Origin of the sequence: Faecalimonas sp. LCP19S3_D12, from assembly GCF_052121495.1 — a bacterium.
Taxonomy (GTDB): domain Bacteria; phylum Bacillota; class Clostridia; order Lachnospirales; family Lachnospiraceae; genus Faecalimonas.
Map to the genome: position 1 here is coordinate 1 of NZ_JBQKED010000041.1, position 25,101 is coordinate 25,101.

23 protein-coding genes and 1 pseudogene are annotated in these 25,101 nt (G+C 40.3%); 6 read left to right on the forward strand and 18 right to left on the reverse strand.

All coding sequences use genetic code 11. The features are described 5' to 3' along the window. Positions 1-150: 150 nt before the first annotated feature. Positions 151-1,310 (reverse strand): IS3 family transposase gene (locus ACTQXY_RS12050; protein WP_141662703.1). Its coding sequence is split into 2 segments (ribosomal slippage): positions 151-1,058 and positions 1,058-1,310, totalling 1,161 coding nucleotides; the frame shifts between segments, so codons are not numbered across the junction. A 668-nt stretch (positions 1,311-1,978) separates the two neighbouring features. Continuing rightward, positions 1,979-2,665, reverse strand: coding sequence for a RelA/SpoT-related domain-containing protein (locus tag ACTQXY_RS12055; RefSeq protein WP_441659656.1), 687 nt, complete (start codon positions 2,663-2,665; stop codon positions 1,979-1,981). Positions 2,666-3,013: 348 nt separating this feature from the next. Between ACTQXY_RS12055 and ACTQXY_RS12060 the strand changes: the two genes are divergently transcribed. Further along, positions 3,014-3,490: a helix-turn-helix domain-containing protein gene (locus tag ACTQXY_RS12060; protein ID WP_022249984.1), complete on the forward strand. Its 477-nt coding sequence runs from the start codon at positions 3,014-3,016 to the stop codon at positions 3,488-3,490. Here ACTQXY_RS12060 and ACTQXY_RS12065 read toward each other — a convergent pair. The 6 genes and pseudogenes from ACTQXY_RS12065 to ACTQXY_RS12090 form a co-directional block, all read right to left on the reverse strand. Continuing rightward, positions 3,465-3,891, reverse strand: a pseudogene (locus ACTQXY_RS12065) (DUF7916 family protein). The gene ACTQXY_RS12060 and the pseudogene ACTQXY_RS12065 overlap by 26 nt on opposite strands. A gap of 9 nt (positions 3,892-3,900) precedes the next feature. After that, a complete protein-coding gene (locus ACTQXY_RS12070; protein ID WP_441659657.1) occupies positions 3,901-5,115 on the reverse strand; it encodes a cation:proton antiporter domain-containing protein in 1,215 nt (404 codons plus the stop codon). Then, complete coding sequence (locus tag ACTQXY_RS12075) at positions 5,109-5,750, reverse strand: TetR/AcrR family transcriptional regulator (protein ID WP_227038979.1); 642 nt, start codon at positions 5,748-5,750, stop codon at positions 5,109-5,111. The genes ACTQXY_RS12070 and ACTQXY_RS12075 overlap by 7 nt, the downstream gene beginning before the upstream one ends. 85 nt (positions 5,751-5,835) lie before the next feature. Continuing rightward, positions 5,836-7,275: a sucrose-6-phosphate hydrolase gene (locus ACTQXY_RS12080; RefSeq protein WP_441659658.1), complete on the reverse strand. Its 1,440-nt coding sequence runs from the start codon at positions 7,273-7,275 to the stop codon at positions 5,836-5,838. Between the two features lie 33 nt (positions 7,276-7,308). After that, complete coding sequence (locus ACTQXY_RS12085) at positions 7,309-8,721, reverse strand: PTS transporter subunit EIIC (RefSeq protein WP_156558098.1); 1,413 nt, start codon at positions 8,719-8,721, stop codon at positions 7,309-7,311. 178 nt (positions 8,722-8,899) lie between these two features. Further along, positions 8,900-9,892: a substrate-binding domain-containing protein gene (locus tag ACTQXY_RS12090; RefSeq protein WP_441659659.1), complete on the reverse strand. Its 993-nt coding sequence runs from the start codon at positions 9,890-9,892 to the stop codon at positions 8,900-8,902. 114 nt (positions 9,893-10,006) lie between these two features. Between ACTQXY_RS12090 and pepT the strand changes: the two genes are divergently transcribed. After that, entirely contained in the window at positions 10,007-11,224 is a 1,218-nt protein-coding gene (gene pepT, locus ACTQXY_RS12095; RefSeq protein WP_441659660.1) for a peptidase T, read from the forward strand. Between the two features lie 43 nt (positions 11,225-11,267). Here pepT and ACTQXY_RS12100 read toward each other — a convergent pair whose 3' ends face one another. After that, entirely contained in the window at positions 11,268-12,125 is an 858-nt protein-coding gene (locus ACTQXY_RS12100) for a YitT family protein (protein WP_022250713.1), read from the reverse strand. 153 nt (positions 12,126-12,278) lie between these two features. Beyond that, positions 12,279-13,115, reverse strand: a complete 837-nt coding sequence (gene nudC, locus ACTQXY_RS12105; RefSeq protein ID WP_441659661.1) for an NAD(+) diphosphatase — start codon at positions 13,113-13,115, stop codon at positions 12,279-12,281. A gap of 149 nt (positions 13,116-13,264) precedes the next feature. Here nudC and ACTQXY_RS12110 point away from each other — a divergent pair, with 149 nt between their 5' ends. Further along, positions 13,265-14,212 (forward strand): D-2-hydroxyacid dehydrogenase, encoded by a 948-nt coding sequence (locus ACTQXY_RS12110; RefSeq protein WP_441659662.1) that lies wholly within the window; start codon positions 13,265-13,267, stop codon positions 14,210-14,212. A 13-nt stretch (positions 14,213-14,225) separates the two neighbouring features. Here the strand turns inward: ACTQXY_RS12110 and ACTQXY_RS12115 are convergent, their stop codons facing one another. The 4 genes from ACTQXY_RS12115 to ACTQXY_RS12130 all read right to left on the reverse strand — a co-directional run bounded on the left by ACTQXY_RS12115 (position 14,226) and on the right by ACTQXY_RS12130 (position 19,020). After that, positions 14,226-16,631: an FtsX-like permease family protein gene (locus ACTQXY_RS12115; protein ID WP_441659663.1), complete on the reverse strand. Its 2,406-nt coding sequence runs from the start codon at positions 16,629-16,631 to the stop codon at positions 14,226-14,228. Positions 16,632-16,633: 2 nt separating this feature from the next. Beyond that, positions 16,634-17,308: an ABC transporter ATP-binding protein gene (locus ACTQXY_RS12120; RefSeq protein ID WP_156558092.1), complete on the reverse strand. Its 675-nt coding sequence runs from the start codon at positions 17,306-17,308 to the stop codon at positions 16,634-16,636. A gap of 82 nt (positions 17,309-17,390) precedes the next feature. Continuing rightward, a complete protein-coding gene (locus ACTQXY_RS12125) occupies positions 17,391-18,341 on the reverse strand; it encodes an ATP-binding protein (protein WP_441659664.1) in 951 nt (316 codons plus the stop codon). After that, a complete protein-coding gene (locus ACTQXY_RS12130) occupies positions 18,334-19,020 on the reverse strand; it encodes a response regulator (RefSeq protein WP_441659665.1) in 687 nt (228 codons plus the stop codon). The genes ACTQXY_RS12125 and ACTQXY_RS12130 overlap by 8 nt, the downstream gene beginning before the upstream one ends. Positions 19,021-19,274: 254 nt before the next feature. Between ACTQXY_RS12130 and ACTQXY_RS12135 the strand changes: the two genes are divergently transcribed. The 3 genes from ACTQXY_RS12135 (at position 19,275) to ACTQXY_RS12145 (ending at position 20,849) form a co-directional block, all read left to right on the forward strand. Continuing rightward, positions 19,275-19,529, forward strand: coding sequence for a helix-turn-helix domain-containing protein (locus tag ACTQXY_RS12135; protein WP_156558088.1), 255 nt, complete (start codon positions 19,275-19,277; stop codon positions 19,527-19,529). A gap of 209 nt (positions 19,530-19,738) precedes the next feature. Next, a complete protein-coding gene (locus ACTQXY_RS12140; protein WP_156558086.1) occupies positions 19,739-19,945 on the forward strand; it encodes a cold-shock protein in 207 nt (68 codons plus the stop codon). Positions 19,946-20,114: 169 nt separating this feature from the next. Next, positions 20,115-20,849, forward strand: a complete 735-nt coding sequence (locus tag ACTQXY_RS12145) for a Sir2 family NAD-dependent protein deacetylase (RefSeq protein WP_441659666.1) — start codon at positions 20,115-20,117, stop codon at positions 20,847-20,849. Positions 20,850-20,892: 43 nt separating this feature from the next. Here the strand turns inward: ACTQXY_RS12145 and lspA are convergent, their stop codons facing one another. The 4 genes from lspA to ACTQXY_RS12165 form a co-directional block, all read right to left on the reverse strand. Then, positions 20,893-21,363, reverse strand: coding sequence for a signal peptidase II (gene lspA / locus ACTQXY_RS12150; protein ID WP_441659667.1), 471 nt, complete (start codon positions 21,361-21,363; stop codon positions 20,893-20,895). Further along, positions 21,364-21,840: a zinc ribbon domain-containing protein gene (locus tag ACTQXY_RS12155; RefSeq protein WP_441659668.1), complete on the reverse strand. Its 477-nt coding sequence runs from the start codon at positions 21,838-21,840 to the stop codon at positions 21,364-21,366. A 22-nt stretch (positions 21,841-21,862) separates the two neighbouring features. Further along, the gene (locus tag ACTQXY_RS12160; RefSeq protein ID WP_441659669.1) at positions 21,863-23,569 is read right to left on the reverse strand and encodes a S8 family serine peptidase; all 1,707 of its coding nucleotides are present in this window, start codon (positions 23,567-23,569) and stop codon (positions 21,863-21,865) included. Positions 23,570-23,654: 85 nt separating this feature from the next. Continuing rightward, a complete protein-coding gene (locus tag ACTQXY_RS12165) occupies positions 23,655-24,929 on the reverse strand; it encodes a cation:proton antiporter domain-containing protein (protein ID WP_441659670.1) in 1,275 nt (424 codons plus the stop codon). Positions 24,930-25,101 lie beyond the last annotated feature (172 nt).

The window sequence follows — 25,101 nt, forward strand, 5'->3', positions numbered from 1 at the left end:
CTTATGAATTCTTCCATTTTTGTCCCCACTCCTAATCCCTTTATCTTGTTTATACTATAACACATGTAGGAGCAAAAGACACTATGAATTCAACCAACATTGGAAAGAACCCTTTTTTGTAACACTACGACCTAATTTCTGCCACAAGGTCTATACAACCCCGTAGCGTACCTCGTAAGGCGTTTTGTAGTCATTATAAGAATGCGGACGTACATGATTATATTGTACATACGCAAATTCTTCGATTGCTGTGTAGAGTTCTTTCTCTGTGCGATAATAATGCTGGTAAATAAGATCATTTTTCAATGTATTGAAATATCTTTCCATAGGAGCATTATCATATGGATATCCAGCCTTACTCATGCTCTGAGTAATACCAAGATCCTCACAAAATTCTGTGAACTCTTTTGACGTGTACTGGCTTCCCTGATCCGAATGCACCAGAAGCTTGCTTAAGTCAATTCCTGGTTGAGAATGAATTGCTTTTTCTAGCGTTCTTTTCGCTAAATCAGCGGTTATGTTTCTGTCTGTTATACTTGCAATAACACTTCGGTCATGTAAGTCTATGATCGTGCAATTATAACGCTTGCTGCCATCTGTCAGGAAAAGATACGTAAAATCTGTACACCACTTTTGATTGATTTCATCTGCCCGAAAATTCTGATTCAGTTTGTTTTCGTATACTTTGTGAGCGACGCCATGTTCATACGTTGGTTTCTTTTTTCTTGAGATTGAGAACAACTGCATTTCAGTATTCATATATTTGTGAACCGTTAAGCGGCTAATATCGTATCCTTTACGAATAAGATACGCATGTATGGTTCTGTAACCATCAACTCCGCCATGAGAGTGATAGATTTCTCGAATAGATTTTTTGATTTCATCTTTCTGTTGATGATAATCAGCTTTTCGATTTTTAAGATAGTTGTAATAAGCATTTGGACAGATATTAAACATTCTGAGAAGCCATCTGAGCCCAAATTCCTTGTTATATTTCTGAATGAATCGATAAGCCTCTAATCGATTTCCTTCGCAAAGAATGCCGCTGCTTTTTTTAAGAAGTCATTTTCCTTTTGGAGTTCTGCAAGCTGCTTTTTGAGCTGAAGATTCTCCTTCATGTAATCATAATCGGCTTGGGCTTCGTCGTTTGTTTGGCATTCTTCACGGAATTGTTTGGTCCAAATAGAAATGCTTGCTTTGGATACACCGTATTCTTCAGCAAGACCTTTGAGGGTTCTTCCCTCTTTGAGATGAAGACGGACTATCTTCTTCTTGAATTCTGGTTCATAGTATTGACTCATTTGTAACATACCTCGTTTCCTCCTAAGATTATATCTTATTAGGTCGAGCTGTTACAACTATGTTATATCACAACAAATGCTGTATTACGTAGATGTTATAAGGAATACAGTCCTCTTATAGAATTACATGATTGTAAAATTAATTTAGCTAATGCACAGGTTATAAAGAATGATGAAGTTTTATCGCTTACCGCAAAAGAGCATGATATTTTAGAAACGCTTGTACGAAATGCTAATCATATTGTAACAATATCGCTTCAAATCAAGTCGATACTTCATCAAGCAATTCCTCCCGTGGAAGTTATTGTTGTATCCGATTTGATTTCAGAAGTTGAATCTATGAAACTGTTTCTTTACAAAAATTTCTCTACACAGAGTATTACCGTCTCGTCTATTCTTGTTAATGCCCAAGAATTGGACACCTTATACAAAAAAGAATTGTGTTATTGTTGTTAACAAAAAATTTGAACACTTCCTTGCTTCTCTTGGTTGCGCTGTTCAAAACACAATCGTTGCTATTACCACTGAAATCAATCCTAAAGATATGGAATCTATAGGGCTTGCAATCTTTCATTATGAAAAGTCTGCTTTTCTACAGTTGATTAGTCTGCGTACTAAATAAGAAATGGGAGATTATCGTATCCCCCTTCGATACGATAGTCTCCCACTTTTATGTTCTATAGCTTATTTCGAATCCCCTGCATTTTCAGGTCCAATTCCGCACTTTGATTTGCGCAGTACAATAATTCCTCTGCCAACTCTCTTTGCAAGTCATCTGAAAGATTTTTCTTATATCTGATTTTATGCTCCAGACTTGCCCAAAAATCCATGGCAATTGTTCGAAGCTGTACTTCTACTTTCATATCCCGCTTCTCATCTTTAAGAAAAATCGGCACCGAAATAATCAGATGCAACGAACGATATCCGTTCGGTTTAGGATTTTTAATATAATCTTTCATTTCTATAAGCGTGATATCATCCTGTTTAAGCAAACAATCTGCCAACATATAGATATCTTCACAAAACGAGCATATCACTCTTACTCCTGCAATGTCATTGATGTTCTCCTCAATCGCACCTATAGACAGCGGAATATTCTTATCCCTGATCTTCTTTGCCAGACTTTCCATCGATTTTGTTCTGGATTTTATGGATTCAATTGGATTCCGATCATATTCCAATGAAAACTGTTCATTTAGCACTTTAAATTTTGTCTCAACTTCCATAATCGCACAGCGATAATATGCCATTATAGTGTCTCTTGGTTTCATATTTTTATGGATCAGATTCATAACTTCATCTGACATAAGATGTTTCATAGCAACTTGCGGTGCTTTGTTTTGTAGTATTTTCTTAATCTCCATACTGTAATTCTCCCATTCTCTTCAAACATCTTGAAACTGTTTGAATTGATGATTGTTTCTTAACAACTATGGTTGCATATTGCATTATAGTTACTAAGCAAACACTTGTCAACAAAGGTGTCTGAGCAGAAGTATATAGATACCCTGATTGCCGAGATACTGCAAAAATGATATAATAATCTTTATAAAGCTGTCAACCCCAGTATTTATAAGGATTGCAAGCATCGTTTGCCCTAAAAAATCAGGATGCAAGTACGCCTTGCTTGATAAAAAAGCATGGTTTCGCTTATGATGATTTCAAGATCAAGCAAGCAGAAAATAACTTGTAGCAGAAAGAGGTAATTTACAATGGACTTTGGAAAACAAATTAAACAAATGCGGTTAGAAAGGAAACTAACTCAAGAGCAAATGGCTGAACAATTAGGTGTTTCAAGACAAGCTGTTTCAAATTGGGAAAACAATAAAAATTTGCCTGACCTAGAATTGATTATATCTATGTCCAGATTATTTTCTGTTTCGCTTGACGATTTAATATTAGGAGGTAATACGATGAATAATCTAACAGAAAAACTAATCAAAGACGGTAACGAAACGAAACGAGCAAAGATCAACTTAATTTCAATATCAATCGGCGGCATATTATTGTGCATTGGAATCGCCTGCATTTTTCTAAAGGCTGTGTCAGTTGAATATATTGATGCACAGGGAATTTTGCATGAAAACTTTTTCTTAATTCCTATTGGCTTTTTATGCTTATTAAGTGGATTTTTTACATTTGTTGCTGTGGGAATAAAAAATATCATTCACAGACTGAGAAGGAGATAGAAAAAAGCGGTCTTTCATTGACCGCTTTTTTGAATGATTTACTCCTCACATATTCCATCGTAATCCCCGGCACTGTTCCAGGCGCCGGAAGCAAGATAATATCAGCTCCTGCCTCTGCGAAAGAAGATATCTGTAATCGCCGCATTTGTGACCCCAATTCCCGGATTTCCGGTTAGCACAATGAAATCCACGCCCATTTCCACTGCTGTTTTTGCATTTTCAAGTGTCGCTACACGTCCGCCGGAAAGTTTCCACATCTCATTTGTCTCAACACTGCTTTCTTTTCCCTGTTCCAATGGCTCCAAATTAATTCCGACAGGTCTTCCCGTCAATTGTTTTATTTTTCGAATAACTTCTCTATCCTCTGTCTTAGGAAATCCCTGAATCACTGGATAATTCATAGTCTATAATTATTGCATTTCACCAGCCCATTCAAATCCTTTTTTAGCTGCAATTACAGCGATGATTTCATTGATTACCGCCGCTGCCGCAATTGTTCCCTGAATAATTTTCGCACAGTCCGGTGCCGGTCCTGCTAACACAGACACTGCAATGCCAGTAAACACAAGCGATACTCCTGAATGCGGCAAAAGGGTAAGTCCAAGATATTTTTTGACACTTTCAGGTGATTTTGTAACACTCGCTCCAAAATATGCCCCAAAATATTTCCCTGCAGCACGGGCAATGATATAAATTGCAGTAAACATACCTGCCCCTAAAATCAAATGATAGTCCAACGGAGCTCCAAGATTCAAGATCACAATAATCATTGCGATTCCTAAAATCGGGTTGAATCCCTGCATAATCTGCTCCAGTCTCTCCTCTGTAACCATATTGGAAAATGCCGCTGAAAAAGCCATTCCCATCAACATAAAGTTCAAAACCGGGCTTGGCATCACGAAATGGTTAAACACAAATCCAACAGCCGATGTCACTAAAATCATCCCGATTAAGGTAGTCATCGTTGCAAATGCATTCTGTTCTCTTTTCAATAGCATTCCTGCAAAAAATCCTGTCACCGCTCCTATTATTAACGGAAGGATCACAACCAAGGCAATCATATACGCCGGAAGTTCACCTGACGACAGATTCCCCGCAACGATTGCAATTGTCGTAAAGAACACAATACATCCTACAATATCATCCAGCGCAGCCATCGGAATCAGGGTTCCGGTAACTGGTCCTTTTGTGTTAAACTCTCTGACGATCGATAATGCCGGTGCCGGCGCAGTCGCCAACGCGATTCCTCCAAAAATAAACGCCAGATAGACCGGAATATCCGACAAGTAGAATACCACGCCGAATACCAACGAGACAATCAAAAATGTTCCCAGTGACTGCGTAAGTGTTGTGATGACAATCGATTTTCCGGAACGTTTGATTTTGTTCCAGACAAGTTCCGTTCCAATCATAAGACCGACTGCACATTCCAATACATGTACGACAATCTGATACCAGCCTGCATCCAAAGTTTCCTGATTCATCATTGCAAACGCATGTGGTCCGAAAACCATCCCCGTAATCAGCCATCCCAAAATGGACGGCAATTTTAATTTGGAAACCAACTTTCCGATGCCCAACGCAAGAATTACCATAATCAATAAACGTAATATTTGTACTAACATTTTGTATCCACTCCTCCTGTCTCTTTTGCGATTCCATATAACATAATGTTCAGCATTTGTTCTAATTTTGATTCATGATTTTCTATAACCGATTTTATTTCATTGTCTTTATCCGATTTCTCGCGGAAATATCTGTTAAACATTTCTTGAAACATAATAAAATATTCTAACGCAAAATCTTCTGAAATTCCTTCTCTCAGTTCCAGACGCCCGAGCAGATTTCGATACCGTTTTGCAAGATACATGTCATATCCCTTTTTCAACTGCCGGATATCCCCTTGGAGATGCTTCGGAGGCTGCAGGATACTGTCAAAGAATATATTGCAGCAATACGGATTCTCTGCGAAAAATACTTGTCTGGAATGTAATATTTCCTGCAATTCACTTTGTACGTCCGTAAAATCGCCCTCTGTCCTTTGTAAATATTCCGTCATCTGTGCATAACACTGCCCGACACATTGCAAATACAGCTCATCTTTATTCTTAAAGTTGTGATAAATCAAACCTTTTGAAATCTGATTTTCAATGCACATCGTATTGAGCGATGCCGCATCATAGCTTTTTGTTCCAAATTCTTCCATTGCAGCCGCCATAATTTTTTCTTTTGTTCGTTTTGTTTTTTCACTTTGTTTCAAAATAATCCCTCCAATAAAATAAACCATATAGTCTATTATACAAATAATAGACTATATGGTCAATATATTGTCAACTATTTTGTCACTACTCCATCACAAAACTTCCAAGATCGTATACCTCTATCTCGCCATCTGTTTCAGACTGTAAAAATCTTACTTTCTGGTTCAATTTCTCACTGTATACTCTTGTCGTCATCACTTCCTCACCATCATTAATAAAAATCTCAATGGCAGAAGTATCTGAATACACAGTCATATTCTTAAGACTATCCAACTGCACTGTGCGCTGTTTTCTTCCGTGCCCGCTTTTTCCAAGTTCCAGCTTCAGAATGTGATCCTTGTAAGTCAAAGTCACATCGTCCCTGAGACCGAGTATCATCGCAGCATTCTCATCGTCTCTCTTTACAGACAACTCAAAACAGCAGTCTGTCGTCGTCCACTCACCAAAAGATGTAATACTTGTGACCATTTTATTTTTTCTCAGACTTTTTAATTCTTCTAATGGCTTCTGTATTAGTTTTCCATCTTGATATGTTAAAACTCTCGGCATTGTCAGTGCATGGATCCAATCATATTCCACTGTTGCATCATTGTCATAATCCGCATCAGGAATTCCCATCCAGCCAATCAGAATTCTTCTGCCGTTTTCATCAAGAAACGTCTGTGTGGCATAGATGTCAAACCCTTTATCCAATTCATGAAATTCCCCAAGTTTATATTTCTTATTTTCAAAATCCATCTCAATCGGGAAATATCCGCATTGATACACATTCTGATAATCATGTCCGCTCTTTGGAACCCCCTGCGGGCATGCAATCAAAATTTCCTGTCCATCTACTTCAAACAAATCCGGACATTCCCACATATAGCCGAATTTTTCTTCCGGCGCAATCCGGTCAAAATACTTCCATGTCATCAAATCTTCTGATTCAAACAGAAGCACACAGCCTTTTGACTCACAATCCCTTGCTCCCTGAACCATATAATATCTGCCGTTCTTCGCAAATATTTTCGGGTCTCTCACATGCTTTGACATATCTGCCGGATAGTCTGCATTCGTCATCACAAGTTGTTTTTCACCTGCATGCACGCCATCCTCACTTACCAGATGAATCGTATTCTGCTCTCTTCCTTCTAATATATAATCGTAATCCTTGTCCTGCAATTTTACATTTCCGGTGTAAAAATAATGGATTTTGTCTCCGTCCACAAATGCCGACCCACTGTATACACCCTCTCTGTCCCAGTCACAATCCGGAAACAGGAACGGCTCGCACTCCTGAACATGAATCCAGTCTGTTGTCGTATAATGTCCCCATAGTTTCGTTCCCCAGCCTGCCAAAAACGGGGTGTATTGGAAGTAAATATGATTGATGCCCTGAAACTCACACAATCCATTTGGATCGTTCATCCAACCGGTCGGCGGCATCAGGTGAAAATGTAAGCGGTTCTCATCCTTCTTCACCGTCTCTCTCATATATTGATAATCCGGTATTTGCTTTACATAATCTTCTCTGTTCATCATAATATATAACCTTCTATTCTTTCTACTTTTATCTTATTTGTGACTCTTTTTCCCTGCTATTTTTCCAAAACAGATTGTGCAGATCGCTCCGATCGCCAATGCGATCAAATGTGCGATAATATAGTTCAGATATCCGTGATTTGCCGGGTTTGCAATCGCAATTCCCGGAACAGCAGTTGTCCCGAATCCAAATGCCGTCAATTTTGAGAAATACACATACGCACCTGCCGCAGCACCGCCGATACATCCTCCAATCAAAGGATAACGATATCTTAAGTTTACACCAAAGATTGCCGGCTCACTGATTCCAAATAACGTAGAGAGGAAACTTGGAATACACAATTCCCTGGCTTTTAAATTTTTCCAGTTTACTGCCAGATATCCAAGCACAGCTCCACCTTGTCCCATCAGGGCAACTGACATCAGTGGATTGATAAAGTTTGTTCCCGTACTTGCAATGAGCTGCGCTTCCACGGCGCCGATAATATGATGCAGTCCCGTAATAACTACCAGCTGCTGAATTCCTGCAAACAGTGCATAACCGAATACTCCAAGGTTGTTCGTTCCCCATACCATTGCATCTGTAATTCCATTAGAAAGAATTCTTCCTACCGGTCCGATAACTGTAAATAGCAGAACAGTAGAAATAAACACCGTCAGCAATGGCGCGACTAAAAGTTTGATCACATCCGGTATCTTTTTGTTGAAAAAGACATCAAGCTTTGCAACCACATATCCCATCATAAGCGCGATAATAATTCCACCCTGGAATCCCACCAATTCAATCTTGAATCCAAACAAACTGATGATTTCCGGCTGCGCCAATCCCTGTGCTGCCTGATATGCATTTGCCAAAGATCCATCTAACATAATCGCTCCTACAACCATACCAAGCACCGGATTTCCGCCGAATCGCTTGGTCGCTGAATAGCAGACTGCCATCGGTAAAATAGAGAAAATTCCGTTGGATGCGAGACTCACCAGTTTATTGATCGCATATAGTGTATCGTATTTTTGAACAACTTCCAGACCTCCAAGCACACCTGTCAGTCCCATAAGAAGCGCTGCCGCCAACAGTGCCGGCATAATTCCGATAAATACATCCGACAATGCCTTTACCACTGCCTGAACCGGGTTTTGTTTCTTTGCACTTTCTTCTTTTAATTCCCCAAGAGACATATTTTCTGTATGCGTATATTTTGCAAACACTTCATAGACATCGTTTACCGTTCCTGCACCGAAAATAAGCTGCAGCTGGTTTCCTGCCACAAATGCCCCTTTTACTTTATTGATATTTTCTAATTTTTCCATATCCGCTTTATCATTGTCCTTCAAGACAATTCTAAGTCTTGTTGCACAGTGTGCAGAGCCTTGGATGTTATCCATTCCTCCTACACCATTCACAATTTCTTCCGAAATTTTCAGATACTCTTCTGATTTGTTCATTTTATTACCTCCTATGTTTTGGAACCGGTTTCTTTTATACATATTATATTTTCTACATTAACAAATGTCAATAAACATATATGATAAAAAATATTTTTGGAATCGGTTCCAAAAATAAACTCTTTTTTTTGTATAAAATACACAAAAAGAGTTCGAACCCGAACTCTTTTCACACACTCTATCTTGTCTGCTTTACACTTTTTCTTTCTACCAACTGATACGGTATAATCTGCACTCTGCTCACCGGTTTTCCCTGTATCATCTGAATGATCGTCTCCGCACTGACTTCTCCCCAGTTCTCCCAGTCAAATGCAACGGTAGTCAGCGGCGGCGTCAGAAGCTCACTTGTCTCATAATTGCCAAATCCCATAACCGACACTTCTTTTCCGATCGCAATATTTCTCTTTGCCAGCGCTTTGTACACTCCCTCTGCGATTCTGTCTGTCGCACAGATAACTGCATCGGGAAGCGCTCTTTTCTGTAATAATCTTTCCATATTTTTCACTGCGTCCTCGTAGAAAAACGTCGTCTCCACCAACTCGATCTGTGGAACCTGGCATGACTGCAGTCCATCTGTCACACCTTGTTTTCTCTCTTTTCCAACAGCAGGGTCTTCTTCTCCCACCCAGAATACAACTACATCCTGAACTCCTTGACTTCCCAGATATTTTCCCGCATCCAGACCTGCATGATAGTCATCGTATACAACTGAACTCCCATATAGAAACCGTTGCCCCAAAAACAGGATTGGAATCTCCGACTGTTCTACAATCTCCCGATGCCGGTCCGTGATACCGGTTGACAATACCATCATCCCATCTACATTCATTCTTTTGAGTCTTTCCATACACCGTACTTCTTCTTCTAAATCATTTCCTGTATGCATGATCATCGGCGTATAACCTGATTTTTTCAAATATGCCACAATCACTTCTACAAGACGCGGTGTTGTAACCGAGTTAAATCCCGGCACAACCAGTCCGATAATCTGACTGTTCTTTGCACTCAGTCTTGCAAATACATTCGGCTCATAGTGATTCTCCTCAATTACTTTCTTTATTTTCTGACCGGTCTCATACCGTACGCTTCCACCATTCAGGTAACGAGAAACCGTACTTTTTGCCACCCCAGACAGCTGCGCAATATCATTGATTGTCATTTTATTTCCCATCTCTATCCGATCCTTTTACATTTCTATTCTCCCCTATTATACACACTTTTCCCTTGTTATTCTATATAAAATTGTCTATAATAATGACATCACTAGAAAAGGAGATGTATCACAATGAGAGCTTACGAGCGACTTTTAAAATACGTCGTAGTACGTACACCAAGTGATGAGAACAGCGAGACCGTTCCTTCATCACAATGCCAGTTCGATTTGGCAAATATTTTAGTAGAAGAGTTAAAGGCACTTGGCATCGACAATGCGTATGTCGATGAAAAATGTTTTGTCTATGGAAAATTAGCTGCTACACCGGGTTACGAGAACGCTGTCAAACTCGGATTTATCGCACATATGGATACGGTATCTGATTTCTGCGTTCACGATATCACACCTGTTATCACAGAGAATTACAACGGAGAAGACCTTGTACTCGGAGCAAGCGGTCGCGTATTAAGCGTGAAAGACTTCCCTCACCTTCCTTCTTTAAAAGGACGCACTCTGATCACAACAGACGGAACAACTGTCTTAGGAGCAGACGACAAAGCCGGTATCGCTGAGATTATGACTATGTTAGAGCGAATCATCACAGAAAATATTCCACACGGACAGATCTGTGTTGCATTCACACCGGATGAGGAGATTGGTACTGGCGCACAAAGCTTCAATGTAGAAAATTTTGATGCAGACTTTGGATTTACTTTAGACGGAGACACAGAAGGTGAGATTCAATATGAGAACTTTAATGCCTGCAAAGCAGATTTTGAAATTACAGGCTTTAACGTACATCCAGGTTCCAGCAAGAATGCCATGATCAACGCAAGCCTTGTTGCTATGGAGATCAATTCTTTGCTTCCTGGCACAGAGACTCCTCGTGACACAGAAGATTATGAAGGATTCTATCATCTGATGAGTATGACAGGAGAGGTTGCCTCTGCATCACTGCACTATATTGTGCGCGACCATGACGCTTCTCTGTTCGAGGCAAGAAAGAATACTTTGAGACATATCGAAAAGATCATGAACGAAAAATGGGGTGAAGAAACTGTGCGTCTGACACTCACAGAGCAATACCGCAATATGGCAGAAGTGGTTGCAACCTGCATGCACCTGATTGAAAATGCCCAACTTGCCGCAAAATCTGCCGGAATCACACCACTTGTAATTCCAATTCGCGGCGGTACAGATGGATGTCAGCTAAGTTTCCGAGGACTTCCTTGTCCGAATCTTGGAACAGGCGGTCACGGATATCACGGACCATATGAACACATCACAGTTGAAGGAATGGATCTCGCAACAGATATGGTTGTAGAATTAGTAAAATTATATGCAAAATAAAAACAACGACGGGGAAGCGTAACGCTTCCCCGTTTCTATATTATCAATGCGGTTTGAATCCTTCCCCGCGCACTTCATTTGATTCCATCGTCACTAGGAATGCCGCTCTGTCCACTTCTTTTACCGCTTTTTGTACCATGTGCATCTGCTTGCTGCTGCATGCACACATCACAACTTGTTTTTCTTCTTTTGAGTAGCTTCCCACTCCTTTTAGCAGTGTAGAGCCTCTCTGCGTCAGTTCATCAATCTTATCCGCAACTTCCTGACCATGTTCTGTCACGATCAATGTCAGTTTTCCCGCATCCATACCATACATGACCTTATCGACTACTACCGACAAAATATAAGTTGAGATCAAACCATAGATAATCTTATCCACATTTCCACCGATCAGCACACCACTTGTAAGTACAATCGCAAAATCCAATACAATAATAATTTTTCCAAGTGACAGATGTGGTCTCAAAACTCGAATCGCCATAATGACGAAATCTGCACCACCTGTGGAGGAATCTCTTAGATAAATAAGTGCATACCCAAGTCCTGAAAAAATGCCCATGCAAATGCAGGAAAGCATCAAGTCTCCCTCATATACCGGAAACATCGGAGCGACAACGTCCATAAAAATCGTAGAAATCACCATCGTCTTTAAGGATTTCAGCAAAAAGGTCTTTCCCAACAGCTTATAACAGATGATAATGATAGGAATATTTAAGACTGCCGTCATAACACCAATCGGAATCCCAAAGAAATGATAAAATATAATCGCAATACCGGAAATACCTGCTACCGGAAACCCGGACGCGACCGCAAAATTATAAACCCCTACTGCAATAAAAAAACTTCCTACTATATCTGCCACTATATCCAATCCGACTTCTTTTACTTTACCCGGTCTCATATAACTCATACCGCCCCTTTCTATAATCACATACCATCTTTTACCATTTTTTTCCAAACAAAAAGCACCTACGAATCATACAGATATAATTCGCAAATGCTCTTCTAAATATTACTATACTATTCTATAAAAAAACTGTCAATACTATTACGCCTAAATTATGGAATTTTTAAAAGCCAAAATCATCTCATTTGTCAGACTGATATTTCTTTCTGTCACAGGAATCTCTTCCCGCTCGAACCATTCCGCCAATGCCAGCTCCTCTTGGTCCAATGTAATTTCCGAGTTTCCGTCCAAATCCGCAAAAAATCCCATCAAAAGCGTATCCGTAAAGGACCATGGCTGACTTTTGTAAAACCTGATATTTTTTACTTTCAGCCCGACTTCCTCCATCACCTCACGTTTTACCGTCTCTTCAATCGTCTCTCCAATCTCGGTAAACCCTGCAAGCAATGCATATTTTTTATAATCACGGTCCGCATATTTTGACATCAAAATCCGGTTCCCATCTGTGACTCCGACGATGACCGCTGGCGAAATCTTCGGATATTCCATCTGATGACAATTCTCACAGTATAACATCCGCTCTTTTTGATCTTTCTTCAACGGTTTTCCGCATTTGCCACAGTATTTTCTGCTTTTATACCAATTATAAAGCTGGAATCCCGTAATTCCTGCAAATGCCAGATGCCGTGGTTTTGCATGTCTGAACTGCTCCTTATGTATCATCTGAAAATTACCTGCTGCATCGTAAGTGAGATGTTCTGTCAAATAAAATCTCATCTGGTCAATTGAAAACAGATACGTATACTGCTCATAAATATCTGGATTTAATTTTTCCAACTCACCAAATGTTGGAAATGCTATCTCTTTCCCTTCATATTTCACAAGCACTTCCATATCGTGACAGTAAAGCACAAAACTGTCTTTATCCGGTGCTTTTGGATCATATGCATTATCATAAACATATGGTTCTATATCTTGTATCATCTTTTCCTCAGCTCCTTTTTGCGTTCTAAAAGTCCATAACAATTGTATCACACTTCCTCCCAATCGCAAACGGAAAAATCATTTTGCATTTTCCCGATGTTTTTTCTATAATAAATAAAAACGACCAAAACAGAAGGAGGAATATTTCCATGAAAATTGTTTTTTTAGATGCGAAGACGATCGGAGACGATATCGACTTATCCGGATATGAGGAACTGGGCGAAGTGGTCAAGTATGAATTTTCTTCCTCAGAAGAAGTCCCTGCGCGCGTGATCGATGCAGACGTACTCGTCCTGAACAAAGTTCAGGTGAATGAGCATACCATCGGCACTGCCCGCAATTTAAAGCTCGTCTGTGTCACTGCAACCGGAACCAATAATCTCGACAAGGATTACCTTGCCAGACGCAATATTGCATGGCGCAATGTTGCCGGATATTCAACAGAATCTGTCGCCCAGCATACATTCGCCATGTTGTTCTATCTTTTAGAAAAGCTCAGATACTACGATGATTATGTAAAAGAGGAACGCTACGTTGACGACACCATTTTTACCCATTTTGCAGAGCGTTTCTGCCAGATTCATGGAAAGACCTGGGGAATTATCGGACTTGGCAATATTGGACGAAGGGTCACAGATATTGCAAAGGCATTCGGTGCAAATGTAATCTATTATTCTGCCTCCGGAAGCAACACTCAGGACGGATATACACGGACAGATTTTGACACACTCCTTGCCACCTCCGATATCATTTCCGTGCATGCTCCACTCACTCCAAACACAGAGCATTTAATTGATGCGAAAGCGCTTTCTAAAATGAAGCCTTCTGCCATCTTTCTGAATCTTGGCCGTGGTCCGATTGTCGTGGAAGAAGACCTTGCTGATGCTCTGGAATCCGGTCAGATTGCAGCCGCCGGTCTGGACGTGCTCTGCACCGAACCAATGTGTGCAACAAATCCGCTCCTTCGGATCAAAGACAGTAAAAAGCTGCTGATCACACCGCATATTGCCTGGGCGAGCGTGGAGGCGCGCACCAGCCTCATGAACATTATATTAGGACAGATTCAAGACTGGAAGAAAGAGACAGAGGCGATGTAGCATCGCCTCTGTTTTAATCACTGTTCCGAATCCGTTCTACCAATGCCTCTTTTTTGAAGAAATAGAATACAACTCTCGACACAATAATCGGAATCACTACAAGCAGGACCGTATACACAACAAAATACCACAGCGGGAAATGATAGTGCATATATTCCGCTTCAAAATGTCTCATAACCTCAATCATACCGATTCCGCCAAGTGTTCCTCCCACCAAGGTGAGCAGGACATTTCCGCCAGCCAGCAAAATTCCTTCACTCTGTACCATCTGATATAATTGTTTTTCCGACATTCCGATGGACTGCAGCATCGCAAATTCCTGTTTTCTTGTGACCATATTGGTGATCAGTGTATTCAAAAGATTTAAAAGACTGAATAAAATAATAAACGCAGACAACCCAAGCATTGTTCCATGCAGCATGTGGAATTGTTCTTCCACTTTGTCTCTTTCCTCCTCAATTGTCTCCATTGCAAGTAGAGGATTCTCCTCCACAAGTTCCCGGATAGCTTTCCCCACCGCTTTTTCTTTCTCTTTTTCCGTAGATACACTCAACAAATCTGTGAGATTTATGTTTCCCATAATCTCTTTCACACTTTGTTCCGGCAGAATCAGCCACTGCCACTTCGGAGACGGCTCCTCATAATCACTTGGCAGAATCCCTGCAACGGTAAATTCCTCCGTAACATTTTCTGTCCCATTAAAGAACGTAATTTCTATTTTATCCCCGACTGCAAACTCCCATCCGAACAATTCCTGCACTAGAGCATTCTTATTTATGATCAGTTCTTTCTTTTGTGCCATCTCGGCATAGTCCAAACTGGTTCCCATTGCCCGATTCATATCTTTTAATATCTTTTCAGAAAAGGTGTTTACCGAATCATCCACATTTTCTCCGTTTGCCTCCCATTTTACCTCTGCCCGCTCAAAACAATGTACTTTTTTCACCCCTTCAATTTGGTCTATCTGTTTGATAAACTCCAAGCTCAATGGATTTTTCATCTGTATTCCGGTTCTTCCATGTGCCATCGTCTCTACCGCATTAGAGGAAAAACCAATCTGATACTCTCCATAAGAAAATTCCCCGCTTCTTGCGTACTCATCCAGACTAGTTCCCTCTATAAACGTGGCTCCCAACATAAACAAAATACCGCCCACTCCGAGTGAAATCATCGTCAACATTGATTTTTTTCGGTTCCTCTCAGAATTGAGTTTTGCAAGCCGTATGGGGCTTAGCTTTCTGTAAAGTTTTTTCGTCTCCTTTTTTCCCTGTTTTTCGGTCTCCCCGGAATATTTTGCCGCCTCTATTGGAGCGATCGCAGACGCAAGCTTTGCAGGTTTCCGAATAGAAATCATCACTGTGATCAGATCAGCAATCGTGACACCGATGGCGGTCACAATGGTGTTCTTCCAATCCCATCCATCCCTTTGTGCCAAGTACGCCGCTGCTGCCCCTAATAAAAGACCAATTGGAATTCCACGCATACTGAGCAAAATTCCTTCTCTTCGAATCATTTTCCGGATCTGCTTTCTTGTCATGCCAATCGTAGAAAGCTGACCGAATTGACGAATTCTTCCGATTACCGACAGATAAAATACACTGTAGATTACAAGAACGCTGACAAATAAAATTCCGATATCGATCACTATAACCATCACCGTCTGCTGCAAAGCATTTGGGTCTCCGGAAAGTGTCTTTAAAAATGCATTGTTCTCATTCACCTGTTTTCGCTCAATTCCATACTTACTTGCGAGGTCACGAATCTCATTTAAAAATCCGGTCTGATCGTATTGTTTTGCATTGTGAATCCGGACAAGTGCTGTATATGGTACTTGCGAGAGCTGTGAACCATTCTCTGCGTACTGCTCAGATAAAACAATGGAATATACTTTTGACTTTCCTTGCTCTTTCAAAAATCCTGTGACAGTGAATGTCTCCGTCGTTCCATCTAAAAAAGTAAAAGAAAGCTTCGTTCCAAGCTTTTCAGGCTTTCCAATCCTTTTTAAGTATGATTTAGGAACCGCAGTCTCATCTTCTTTCTGCGGCATCTTTCCTTCGGAAAGTTTCAGCATCTCCAGCTCTTTGCGGCTTTCTTCCATATACTGAAAGCTTAAAATATAGTCTTCCACTTCAATACTTGGTCCCGTCTTCATTTTTGCAACACAAGATACCTGCTCATCCTTTGCAAGATTTCCAAGCTGCTCTTTTGTCACATCGTAGTAGATGACATGCTGCATATGTTCTACTTTTCTTTCATAAGATTTTCGCACGCCCATCGTAAACAGTGCCATAAACGTGATCAGACTCACCGAAAGTGCAATGGTAAATAAAATGAAAAAGTTGCGCATCCGATTGCCTTTCACACTTTGTTTTGCCAGATGATTTACAATTCTTTGATTATTGTTGCTTTCAAGCTTCATCCCTACCACCTGCTTTCTACGATTTTTCCATCTTCAATACGGATGATACGGTCAGCCATCTGTGCAATCTCATCATTATGTGTGATCATCACGATAGTTTGATTCAGTTTATTTCCGGTCAGTTTCAACAAACCAAGTACATCCTGACTTGTCTTACTGTCCAAATTACCTGTCGGCTCGTCGGCAAGAATAATCGCAGGTTTAGTCGCAAGGGCTCTTGCAATCGCAACTCTTTGCTGCTGTCCGCCCGACAGATTATTCGGCATGCTGGTCAACTTTTTCTCCAGCCCCAACAATGTAATAATGTTGTCAATATATTCTTTATCCGGTCTGTTCCCGTCAAGTTCTATTGGCAGAATGATATTTTCATACACATTCAAGATTGGCACCAAATTATAATTCTGAAATACAAATCCAATCCTTCTTCTTCTGAAAATCGTAAGCTCATCCGGTTTCATCTTAGAAATATCCTTTCCGCCCACAATCACTCTTCCGTATGTTGGTGTATCCAGTCCTCCGAGCATATGTAAAAGTGTAGATTTTCCGCTTCCAGAAGTTCCGACAATCGCAGTGAATTTCCCCTCTTCTATCTCTAAACAGATGCCATCCAATGCCTTGACCTGATTCTCTCCTTCCCCATAATATTTTTTTAAATCTATCGTCTGTAAAACAGCCATCATCATCTCTCCTTTTCTTGATTCTGTCTTTATCTTAGCATCTGATTATTTCAATAATATCTCAAACGCCCGATGAATCATTTCAATTTTGAGACAATTCTTCCTGCTCATTTGGCAGATAGATGAAAAATGTACTCCCTGCATCTTCCTTTGACACTACTTTCATATAGCCGCCCTGCTTTGTTATAATCTCTCTTGCCAAATACAAACCGATTCCGACACCTTTTTCATTGTGTACCTTTTCCTCTCTGAAAAACCGCTGAAACACATCATTCATATGTTCCGGGGCAATTCCGATTCCGGTGTCACTCACTGAAAGACGTACAAACATTCCAAGTACCTCTGCATCAACCCGAATCTTTCCATATTCCGGTGTATACTTGACTGCATTGTCCATCACATTGAATAATGCCTCCGCTGTCCACTTCCGATCATAGCATATCCGTAAGTTTTCCGGACAGTCAATCTGAAGGTCCAGTTTCTTCTTTTCCATCGGAATCGACAGATTCTCCACAACCTCCACAACCATATCAAAGAGACTGTTCTCCTCTTTTTTCAGCTTGATCATGCTGTTCTCCAAACGCGACATTTTCATCAGTGAGCGCACAAGAAAATCCAGCTTTTCCACTTGCTTTTGCATTATTTTCAGAAACCGGTACTGTTGTTTTGCTGGAAGGTCATGATTCAAAATCGTGTCATTGTACATCGTGATATTGGCAATCGGCGTCTTCAACTGATGGGAGATATCTGATACCATTTTTTGCATCTCCTCTTTCTGCTTCACATTCTTTTCCTCTGCAGACTTTGTCACCTCGGATAACTGCTCAAGCTTCGACTGGATTTTTGAAAATAAGGTATCCTTATTCAGTTCTTCTGTTTTGAGTTCTCTTCCATCGATAATCGCATCAATGGCATCTTCCACTTTCTCCGCCATTCTGACAAACCGCTGCCGGAAATAAAACCATAGACCGGCAGATATGATAACGACCACAACAATTGCTGCCACAATAGTTACCCATTCATTTCTACTCATGGCTTTCTCCTATCCATTTATACCCAACCCCGTAAATGGTCTTGATATATGCATATTCTTCATCTGCAATTTTGGCACGAAGCCTGCTGATATTAATCGTCAATGTATGTTCATCCACAAAATTGCCATCCTGATCCCACAGCTTTTCTAACAAAATCTGCCTTGTCAACACCTGTCCCGGATTCAGGCAAAAACGGTGCAGCAATTTAAACTCTGTGGGAGTCAATGTCAGAAGCTTTCCGTGCTTTTTTACCGTGTGGCTCTCAAAATCAACTGCCAGATTTCCACACTGCAACACTTTGTCCAACGTGTCATCGCCCTCACACCTTCTCAAGATCGCTTTGATCCGCTGTATGACAATTTTGATATTAAATGGTTTTGTAATGTAATCATCCGCCCCGTTTTCAAAGCCCGCAATCATATCTTCATCCATATCCCGCGCTGTCAGAAACACAATTGGCACTTTACTTTCTTTTCGAATTTCTCTGCCGACTGCAAATCCGTCTCCGTCCGGAAGATTGCCATCAAGCAAAATCAAGTCAAATGATTTTTCTTTCCATAATTTTCTTGCCGTCTTTGCTCCAAATGCCGGAGCCGCCTCAAAACCTTCCATCTGAAGATTATAGCAAAGTCCCGCATTCAGCATTTCATCATCTTCTATCACTAATATTCGTTTCATATACAAGCCTCCGTCTCTGAATTCCATTGCTTTATGGACAACATTATACTCTATTTCCTTCACTTTACTCAATGCCAACATAAACAATTTTCTACCGCATCTGCAACATTTAGTTTCTTCTTTCTTTCATTTCCCTTATTTTTTGTATCATTTTTACAACCGATTATATTCCTAATCCAATGTAAAATTCAATAGAAAAAAGTGCAAAAAGTGAGACATTTTTACTCACACTATTTGTAGGAGGGATTAGAAATATGCCAAAACCAAAAGCATCTACTGGGGAGAAAAATCTGATCAGCCAAAGGCTCATCGAATTGCGCCGCCAGCACAATATGTCACAGCGGCTCTTAGCCTACCAACTTCAACTGAATGGATATGATATGGATAAAAATGTGATTACCAGAATTGAGACCAATAAACGTTACGTCACAGATGTGGAATTAAAAGCATTCACTGAGATTTTCCATGTTTCCTATGAATATCTCATCGACGGAAAAGAAAAGTCATAGTACTCCAATGTGGGAGACTATGATTTTTTCAGAATTTTCAAAATTTTCTTGACATTTCAAAAATTGCATGGTATGATAAACAAGTAATTTAGATGTTTTATTTGATCACATATTTTTGTAAGCAATTAACACGTTTGATTTCTTACAAAAATATGTGTTTTTTTATTTCTATTTAATTTACAAATATTATAATTTAGGAGGTACCTCACATGAATACAGGTACAGTAAAATGGTTTGACTCACAAAAAGGATTTGGATTTATCACCAATGAACAAAGCGGAAAGGATATCTTTGTACACTTCTCCGGAATTGCTTCCAATGGATTTAAGACTTTGGAAGAGGGACAGCAAGTCTCCTTTGACACTACTCAAGGACCAAGAGGGGAACAGGCAGTTAATGTAAACTATATAATGTAATCATAAAAGCTTTGGAGCCTCTCCAAAGCTTTTCTAATTTACTCACAAGTATTCATTTTACTTTTAGAAAATAGTTAAAAATATATACACATTAGTTGTAAATTTGATTGACTTTTCTGACAAAACATAGGAAAATATAACCATACTATTTAAGTAAGGGTGGATTATTATGGAGAAAAAATTGCAAACATTAAAAAACATATTAGATTCCAGCAGATATACAGTTGCCCTGTGTGGTTCTGGAATCTTAAAAGAATGTGGATATCCGGGCATACTCTCTCTTGACGTCGCCTACGATATCGAGAACAGATACGGCGACTCACCGGAATATATCTATTCCAGCGCTTATTTCAACACCAGACCGGAAAAGTTTTTTAAGTTTTACAAGTCTGAGATATTAGACAAAGATCTTGAGCCAAGCGAAACGTTCTACGCACTTGCCGAACTTGAAAACCAGGAAAAATTGCAGACCATTATTTCTAAAAATAGTTTTTCTCTTTCTGAAAGAGCCGGTTGTAAACATGTATATAATATTTATGGGACTATTCACAAAAACATATGCACACATTGTGGAAAAGAATATCCTGTCGAATTTGTAAAAACATCTCCGTCTGTTCCACTCTGCGAAGAATGCGGTCATATCATCCGTCCAAACGTAAAGCTATTCGGAGAAATGCTTGACCATGAGATCATCGCTAAAATTGCTGACGAAATTGCGAAAGCTGATGTGCTGCTGCTTCTTGGAACCTCATTGGAATCCTATACATATAAAAACTATATCAAATACTTCCGTGGAAACTCCATTGTAGTGATTCACCAGAATCCTCATTATTCCGACGTAAGAACGAATCTTGTTTTCCTAGATACTCCGAAAAATGTTCTTCCAAAGATTTTAGAGCGCTGAACCCGCACAAAGACCCGCGATTTCCCGCGGGTCTCATCTTTTCTTATCGCTTTTTTGAAAAAATCTCAGATATCACAACTAAAATACTGCCAAGAAAGATAAACATATCTCCCAAGTTAAACGTGATCTTCTCGAATTTTTTCCACTTCGTGCAAAATCCGAAATAGTCCACTACATATTTTCGCACAAATCTATCGTAAGTATTGCTCACTCCTCCTGCAATGGCAAGTGCAATTCCTTTTTTGCGCATCCATCCGCCTTTCTTCCGAAACAGAAAAACATAATACAACACGAGCAACGCAGTCACAATCCCCGATAGCATTCGCACTCTTTTTGGATGTTCTTCTCCCTTATTCAGCGCCATCCCTTTGTTATGCACTTTTCGAACTGAGATTCTGTCACCGAGAAGCTTCTTTTCTTTCCCCTCTTTGTAATGAGTCTCAATATATGACTTCAAATATAAATCAATCCCACATAAGACTCCTATCAAAAGCGTCAAATTTACAGCCAGCATCTATACTTCCTCTTCCGAAACCGTCTCTGTCTCCTCTACTGTCTGCATGGCTGAGTCATCTGCAACCTCATCTGCTGCCGTCTCTTCTGCTTCTTCTGTTTCAAAGTGTATCTCTTCTTCTACTTTTGTTCCACATTTTGGACAGTATGCCATATCAGGTTCCAATTCGCCTTTGCAGTTCTTGCAAAGTTCCATTCCCTTCAATTGCGCAAGTTCTTTTAAATAGGACTGAACAGCATCTTCATGTTGTGCAACAGCCTCGCACAGCTCCACAAATGCTGTATCAATCACTTCCCCTTTCTGGAAACGGTCATAAACTAGCTTTCCAAGATGCTGCAGATCTCTTTCTTTATTTCGTTCTTCCACTCTGATCTGGCTTTTTATTTTCTGTGTCTCAACAACTTCTTCTGTCTTTTTCGTCACTGCTCCTGCTGTTTCTGTAATTCGTTTTCCTAAATCTTCAAAAAAGTCTCCCATGTTTCATTTCTCCCTTCATGTGTCAAATACGCCTGATTGCATCAAATGCATCATATAGATTCAAAGCCCCGTATCCCCACTCGCGGTTCGGATATGTCTCGCCGGGCTTGCGATCTGTTCCCAAAACTAAAAGATTGCGAATCTGTATGGAATCAATCCCGCTCTCCCCGAGCTGATACACAATCCACTCCAGCATAAGTGCAACTGCTCCTGCCGTAATCCCGACAGCAACACTGGAACCTGTACGCTCTGTAAATTGATTCCGCATCGCTGCTCCCGTTACATTTACTCCCGGAGCCGCAAAATCAGGTTTGATTTTTTCACTTCTAGTATATCCTCTTCCCGATCGAATAGCAATACTATTATCATCTCCATTATAATATCCAACTGTCATCCCGGAAACCGTACTTCCAGGCTCCGTAATCGTATAATCCGGATTGGACTGCAGAAAATAAACTTCTCCTTCCAAAAGTTCTGTGACCGGAAGCCACATATGGAACACGCCATCTGCCAACTCCACAGGCTCTATAAAAATCGTCCATATTCCGGGGGCAGGATCTTTTACTCTAAAAAATATCAATTCCGAATTTGATTTTTCCACAAGTAATTTGTAATTGATAAAAATAGTCGTTCCCTCAAACACAAAACGATGTACCTCCGTCACTTCCCGCCGGATTGGCACCCGTGGAATTCTTTCTCCCGAAGGCGATATAATGGAGACTGCCACAATATTGGGGATGTCCGTCCACAGTTCCATCGTAAATCCTTTCATTCCACTGTCCACACGGATTTCCGCCTTTTTGATATCGTTTACATTCTCGGATTTTCCATAAAAATGGTGCCGTTGATTCGCTTCGTTTCCTCCCCCGATCACAACTGCCCGATTCGCTATATTGGCATAAATCTCTAAAAGCCCTGTGATTGGAAGTGTCGCATTATGTCCTCCCATATTCGAGCCAAGTGCAATACAGATGACTAGCGGCATATCATATCGATTCGCCAGTTCATTCAGATACCTCATTCCAAGCATGATATCATTTTCCTGATAACACTCTTTTTCTTCTGTGATCAGGTAAAACTCTTTCAGATATTTTTTTGCCGGTTTTAACTTTACAATCGCAAGCTTCGACTCCGGCGCTGCTCCCAAAAACTGATTCTCCACATCAGCTCCGCCTGCTGCAACACTTGCAAGAAAAGTCCCATGCCCGCTTTCATCCTGAGTTGGAACAAGCGCTTTTGGATTATCACTACTAAGAGCCGCATCAATCATCTCCTTCGTGTATTCTGTTCCATACAAAAAGTTTTGCGGCGGCTGTCCATCCTGAATACTCTGATCCCAGATTCCCAAAATTCTGGTACTTCCGTCAATATTTCGAAAAACAGGATTTTCATAATCAATTCCGGTATCTATAAATCCGACCAGCACTCCATTTCCTTTAAGTCCCAATGTGGGATAATTCTGTATCTGTAAGATTCCAGACTGGCTTAACGCCTCTGTATCAATCAGGGTAAAGCACTTCGGCACCGAATTGTACGCATATTTTTCAAAATTAATGGGATCTGCCATCGTTCCATCTACATAGATTGTTTTATATAAGTATTCCATACTCTGTTCGCAAAGTTCTTCTGAAGAAATAGAGTCAAATATATTTCCTCTGAGCTGGTTCACAATAAAATCCCGATAATTTTCGGATATAATTCGATTTCTGCAAATCTCTTCCTGCGGCATAATCGCTCCATCATTTTTTATCTAATATATGAAACACTTTGTGATTCATGCAAAAAGCCGACATATTTCTATGCCGGCTTCCAACCTATTTTCGTTCTTCTCCACGGGATTTCATCACCTGTTCCAACTCTTTTGCCAGACTTTCTGACTCCGTAATCGTCTCACTTACCGGAATCGGAGGCGCCTTTTTAAATACAATTTTCAGCAGCACCGGTGTGATAATGGTCGTAAAAATTACAACGATGACAACCGGTCCAAGGAAATTGCCCCCAAGAAGTCCAAGCGACGTTCCCTTACTTGCAACGATCAGCGCCACTTCTCCACGGGAAATCATACCAACTCCGATTCTTTTTGCCTGATAATTCTGGTAACCACATACCTTTGCTCCAATTCCACAGCCGATTACTTTTGTAACGATTGCCACAATGACAAGCACCACTGAGAACCAGATAATCGCCGGTGTCATCTCCGGCAGCACTACTTTCAATCCAATACTTGCAAAGAATACCGGCGACAACAACATATAAGAAATCGTATCAAACTTAATTCGTACAAACATCGATTTGTTTGTATTCGAGATAATCAATCCTGCAATAAATGCACCTGTAATATCAGCTACTCCAAATACAACTTCCGCAATATATGCCATCAGCAAACAGAACACAAATGCAATAATCGCATGTCTTTGCAATCCCTTCTCGGAAGATTCTGTCCATCGTTTGTATACTTTGTAAAAAATCACTCCGATAATTCCCGAAAATACGAAGAAACCTAAAATCTTTAACAGCACTACCGTAACATTTACAGAAGAATCTGCCATGCTTGTCACGATTGTCAGCGCAATGATTCCAAGAATATCATCTATGATGGCAGCTCCTAAAATTGCATTTCCCGAACGTGTCTTTAACTTTCCAAGCTCTTTTAATGTCTCAACCGTAATACTTACCGATGTTGCCGTTAAAATGATACCGATAAAAATATTCTGTAAAAAGATTGAGCAGGATGCATCTGATGCAATCAAGTCAGGTCTGTTGAAGAACCAAGCTGCCGCAAATCCCCCAATAAGCGGAACAAACACACCAAATAATGCAATGATAAAAGAAGCTTTCCCACTTTCTTTTAACTCCTTGATATCTGTCTCCATACCGGCGCAGAACATCAACACAATAACACCTATCTCTGCTACCTCATGAATAAAGTTGGTCTCTGTGATCCATCCCAATGCCGCCGGTCCTAACAGCAATCCTGCCAATAGTGCTCCCACGACCTGTGGCATCTGTACTTTACGTGTAGCAAGTCCTAGCACTTTCGTCGAAAGCAAAATAATTGCCAGATCTAACAAATAACTGTAACCTTCCATAAACTCTACACTCCTTTTCTCTTTCTGTCTTTCTTTTTTGCCAAATCTAAACTACACTTTACACCTGTTTTGAACATTTTACAACCACTTTTTTCACTTTTTTTGTGCACTTTTTTCTTTTTCAGGCAACCGTAAATCAGGGGCGGAAAATTTATTTTTCCACCCCTGACTC

Coding starts and splice junctions, on each gene's coding strand:
- ACTQXY_RS12055 (WP_441659656.1), bottom strand. CDS start 2,665: ATGGAGATTAAGAAAATACTACAAAACAAAGCACCGCAAGTTGCTATG.
- ACTQXY_RS12060 (WP_022249984.1), top strand. CDS start 3,014: ATGGACTTTGGAAAACAAATTAAACAAATGCGGTTAGAAAGGAAACTA.
- ACTQXY_RS12070 (WP_441659657.1), bottom strand. CDS start 5,115: ATGTTAGTACAAATATTACGTTTATTGATTATGGTAATTCTTGCGTTG.
- ACTQXY_RS12080 (WP_441659658.1), bottom strand. CDS start 7,275: ATGATGAACAGAGAAGATTATGTAAAGCAAATACCGGATTATCAATAT.
- ACTQXY_RS12085 (WP_156558098.1), bottom strand. CDS start 8,721: ATGAACAAATCAGAAGAGTATCTGAAAATTTCGGAAGAAATTGTGAAT.
- ACTQXY_RS12090 (WP_441659659.1), bottom strand. CDS start 9,892: ATGGGAAATAAAATGACAATCAATGATATTGCGCAGCTGTCTGGGGTG.
- pepT (WP_441659660.1), top strand. CDS start 10,007: ATGAGAGCTTACGAGCGACTTTTAAAATACGTCGTAGTACGTACACCA.
- ACTQXY_RS12100 (WP_022250713.1), bottom strand. CDS start 12,125: ATGAGACCGGGTAAAGTAAAAGAAGTCGGATTGGATATAGTGGCAGAT.
- nudC (WP_441659661.1), bottom strand. CDS start 13,115: ATGATACAAGATATAGAACCATATGTTTATGATAATGCATATGATCCA.
- ACTQXY_RS12110 (WP_441659662.1), top strand. CDS start 13,265: ATGAAAATTGTTTTTTTAGATGCGAAGACGATCGGAGACGATATCGAC.
- ACTQXY_RS12115 (WP_441659663.1), bottom strand. CDS start 16,631: ATGAAGCTTGAAAGCAACAATAATCAAAGAATTGTAAATCATCTGGCA.
- ACTQXY_RS12120 (WP_156558092.1), bottom strand. CDS start 17,308: ATGGCTGTTTTACAGACGATAGATTTAAAAAAATATTATGGGGAAGGA.
- ACTQXY_RS12125 (WP_441659664.1), bottom strand. CDS start 18,341: ATGAGTAGAAATGAATGGGTAACTATTGTGGCAGCAATTGTTGTGGTC.
- ACTQXY_RS12130 (WP_441659665.1), bottom strand. CDS start 19,020: ATGAAACGAATATTAGTGATAGAAGATGATGAAATGCTGAATGCGGGA.
- ACTQXY_RS12135 (WP_156558088.1), top strand. CDS start 19,275: ATGCCAAAACCAAAAGCATCTACTGGGGAGAAAAATCTGATCAGCCAA.
- ACTQXY_RS12140 (WP_156558086.1), top strand. CDS start 19,739: ATGAATACAGGTACAGTAAAATGGTTTGACTCACAAAAAGGATTTGGA.
- ACTQXY_RS12145 (WP_441659666.1), top strand. CDS start 20,115: ATGGAGAAAAAATTGCAAACATTAAAAAACATATTAGATTCCAGCAGA.
- lspA (WP_441659667.1), bottom strand. CDS start 21,363: ATGCTGGCTGTAAATTTGACGCTTTTGATAGGAGTCTTATGTGGGATT.
- ACTQXY_RS12155 (WP_441659668.1), bottom strand. CDS start 21,840: ATGGGAGACTTTTTTGAAGATTTAGGAAAACGAATTACAGAAACAGCA.
- ACTQXY_RS12160 (WP_441659669.1), bottom strand. CDS start 23,569: ATGCCGCAGGAAGAGATTTGCAGAAATCGAATTATATCCGAAAATTAT.
- ACTQXY_RS12165 (WP_441659670.1), bottom strand. CDS start 24,929: ATGGAAGGTTACAGTTATTTGTTAGATCTGGCAATTATTTTGCTTTCG.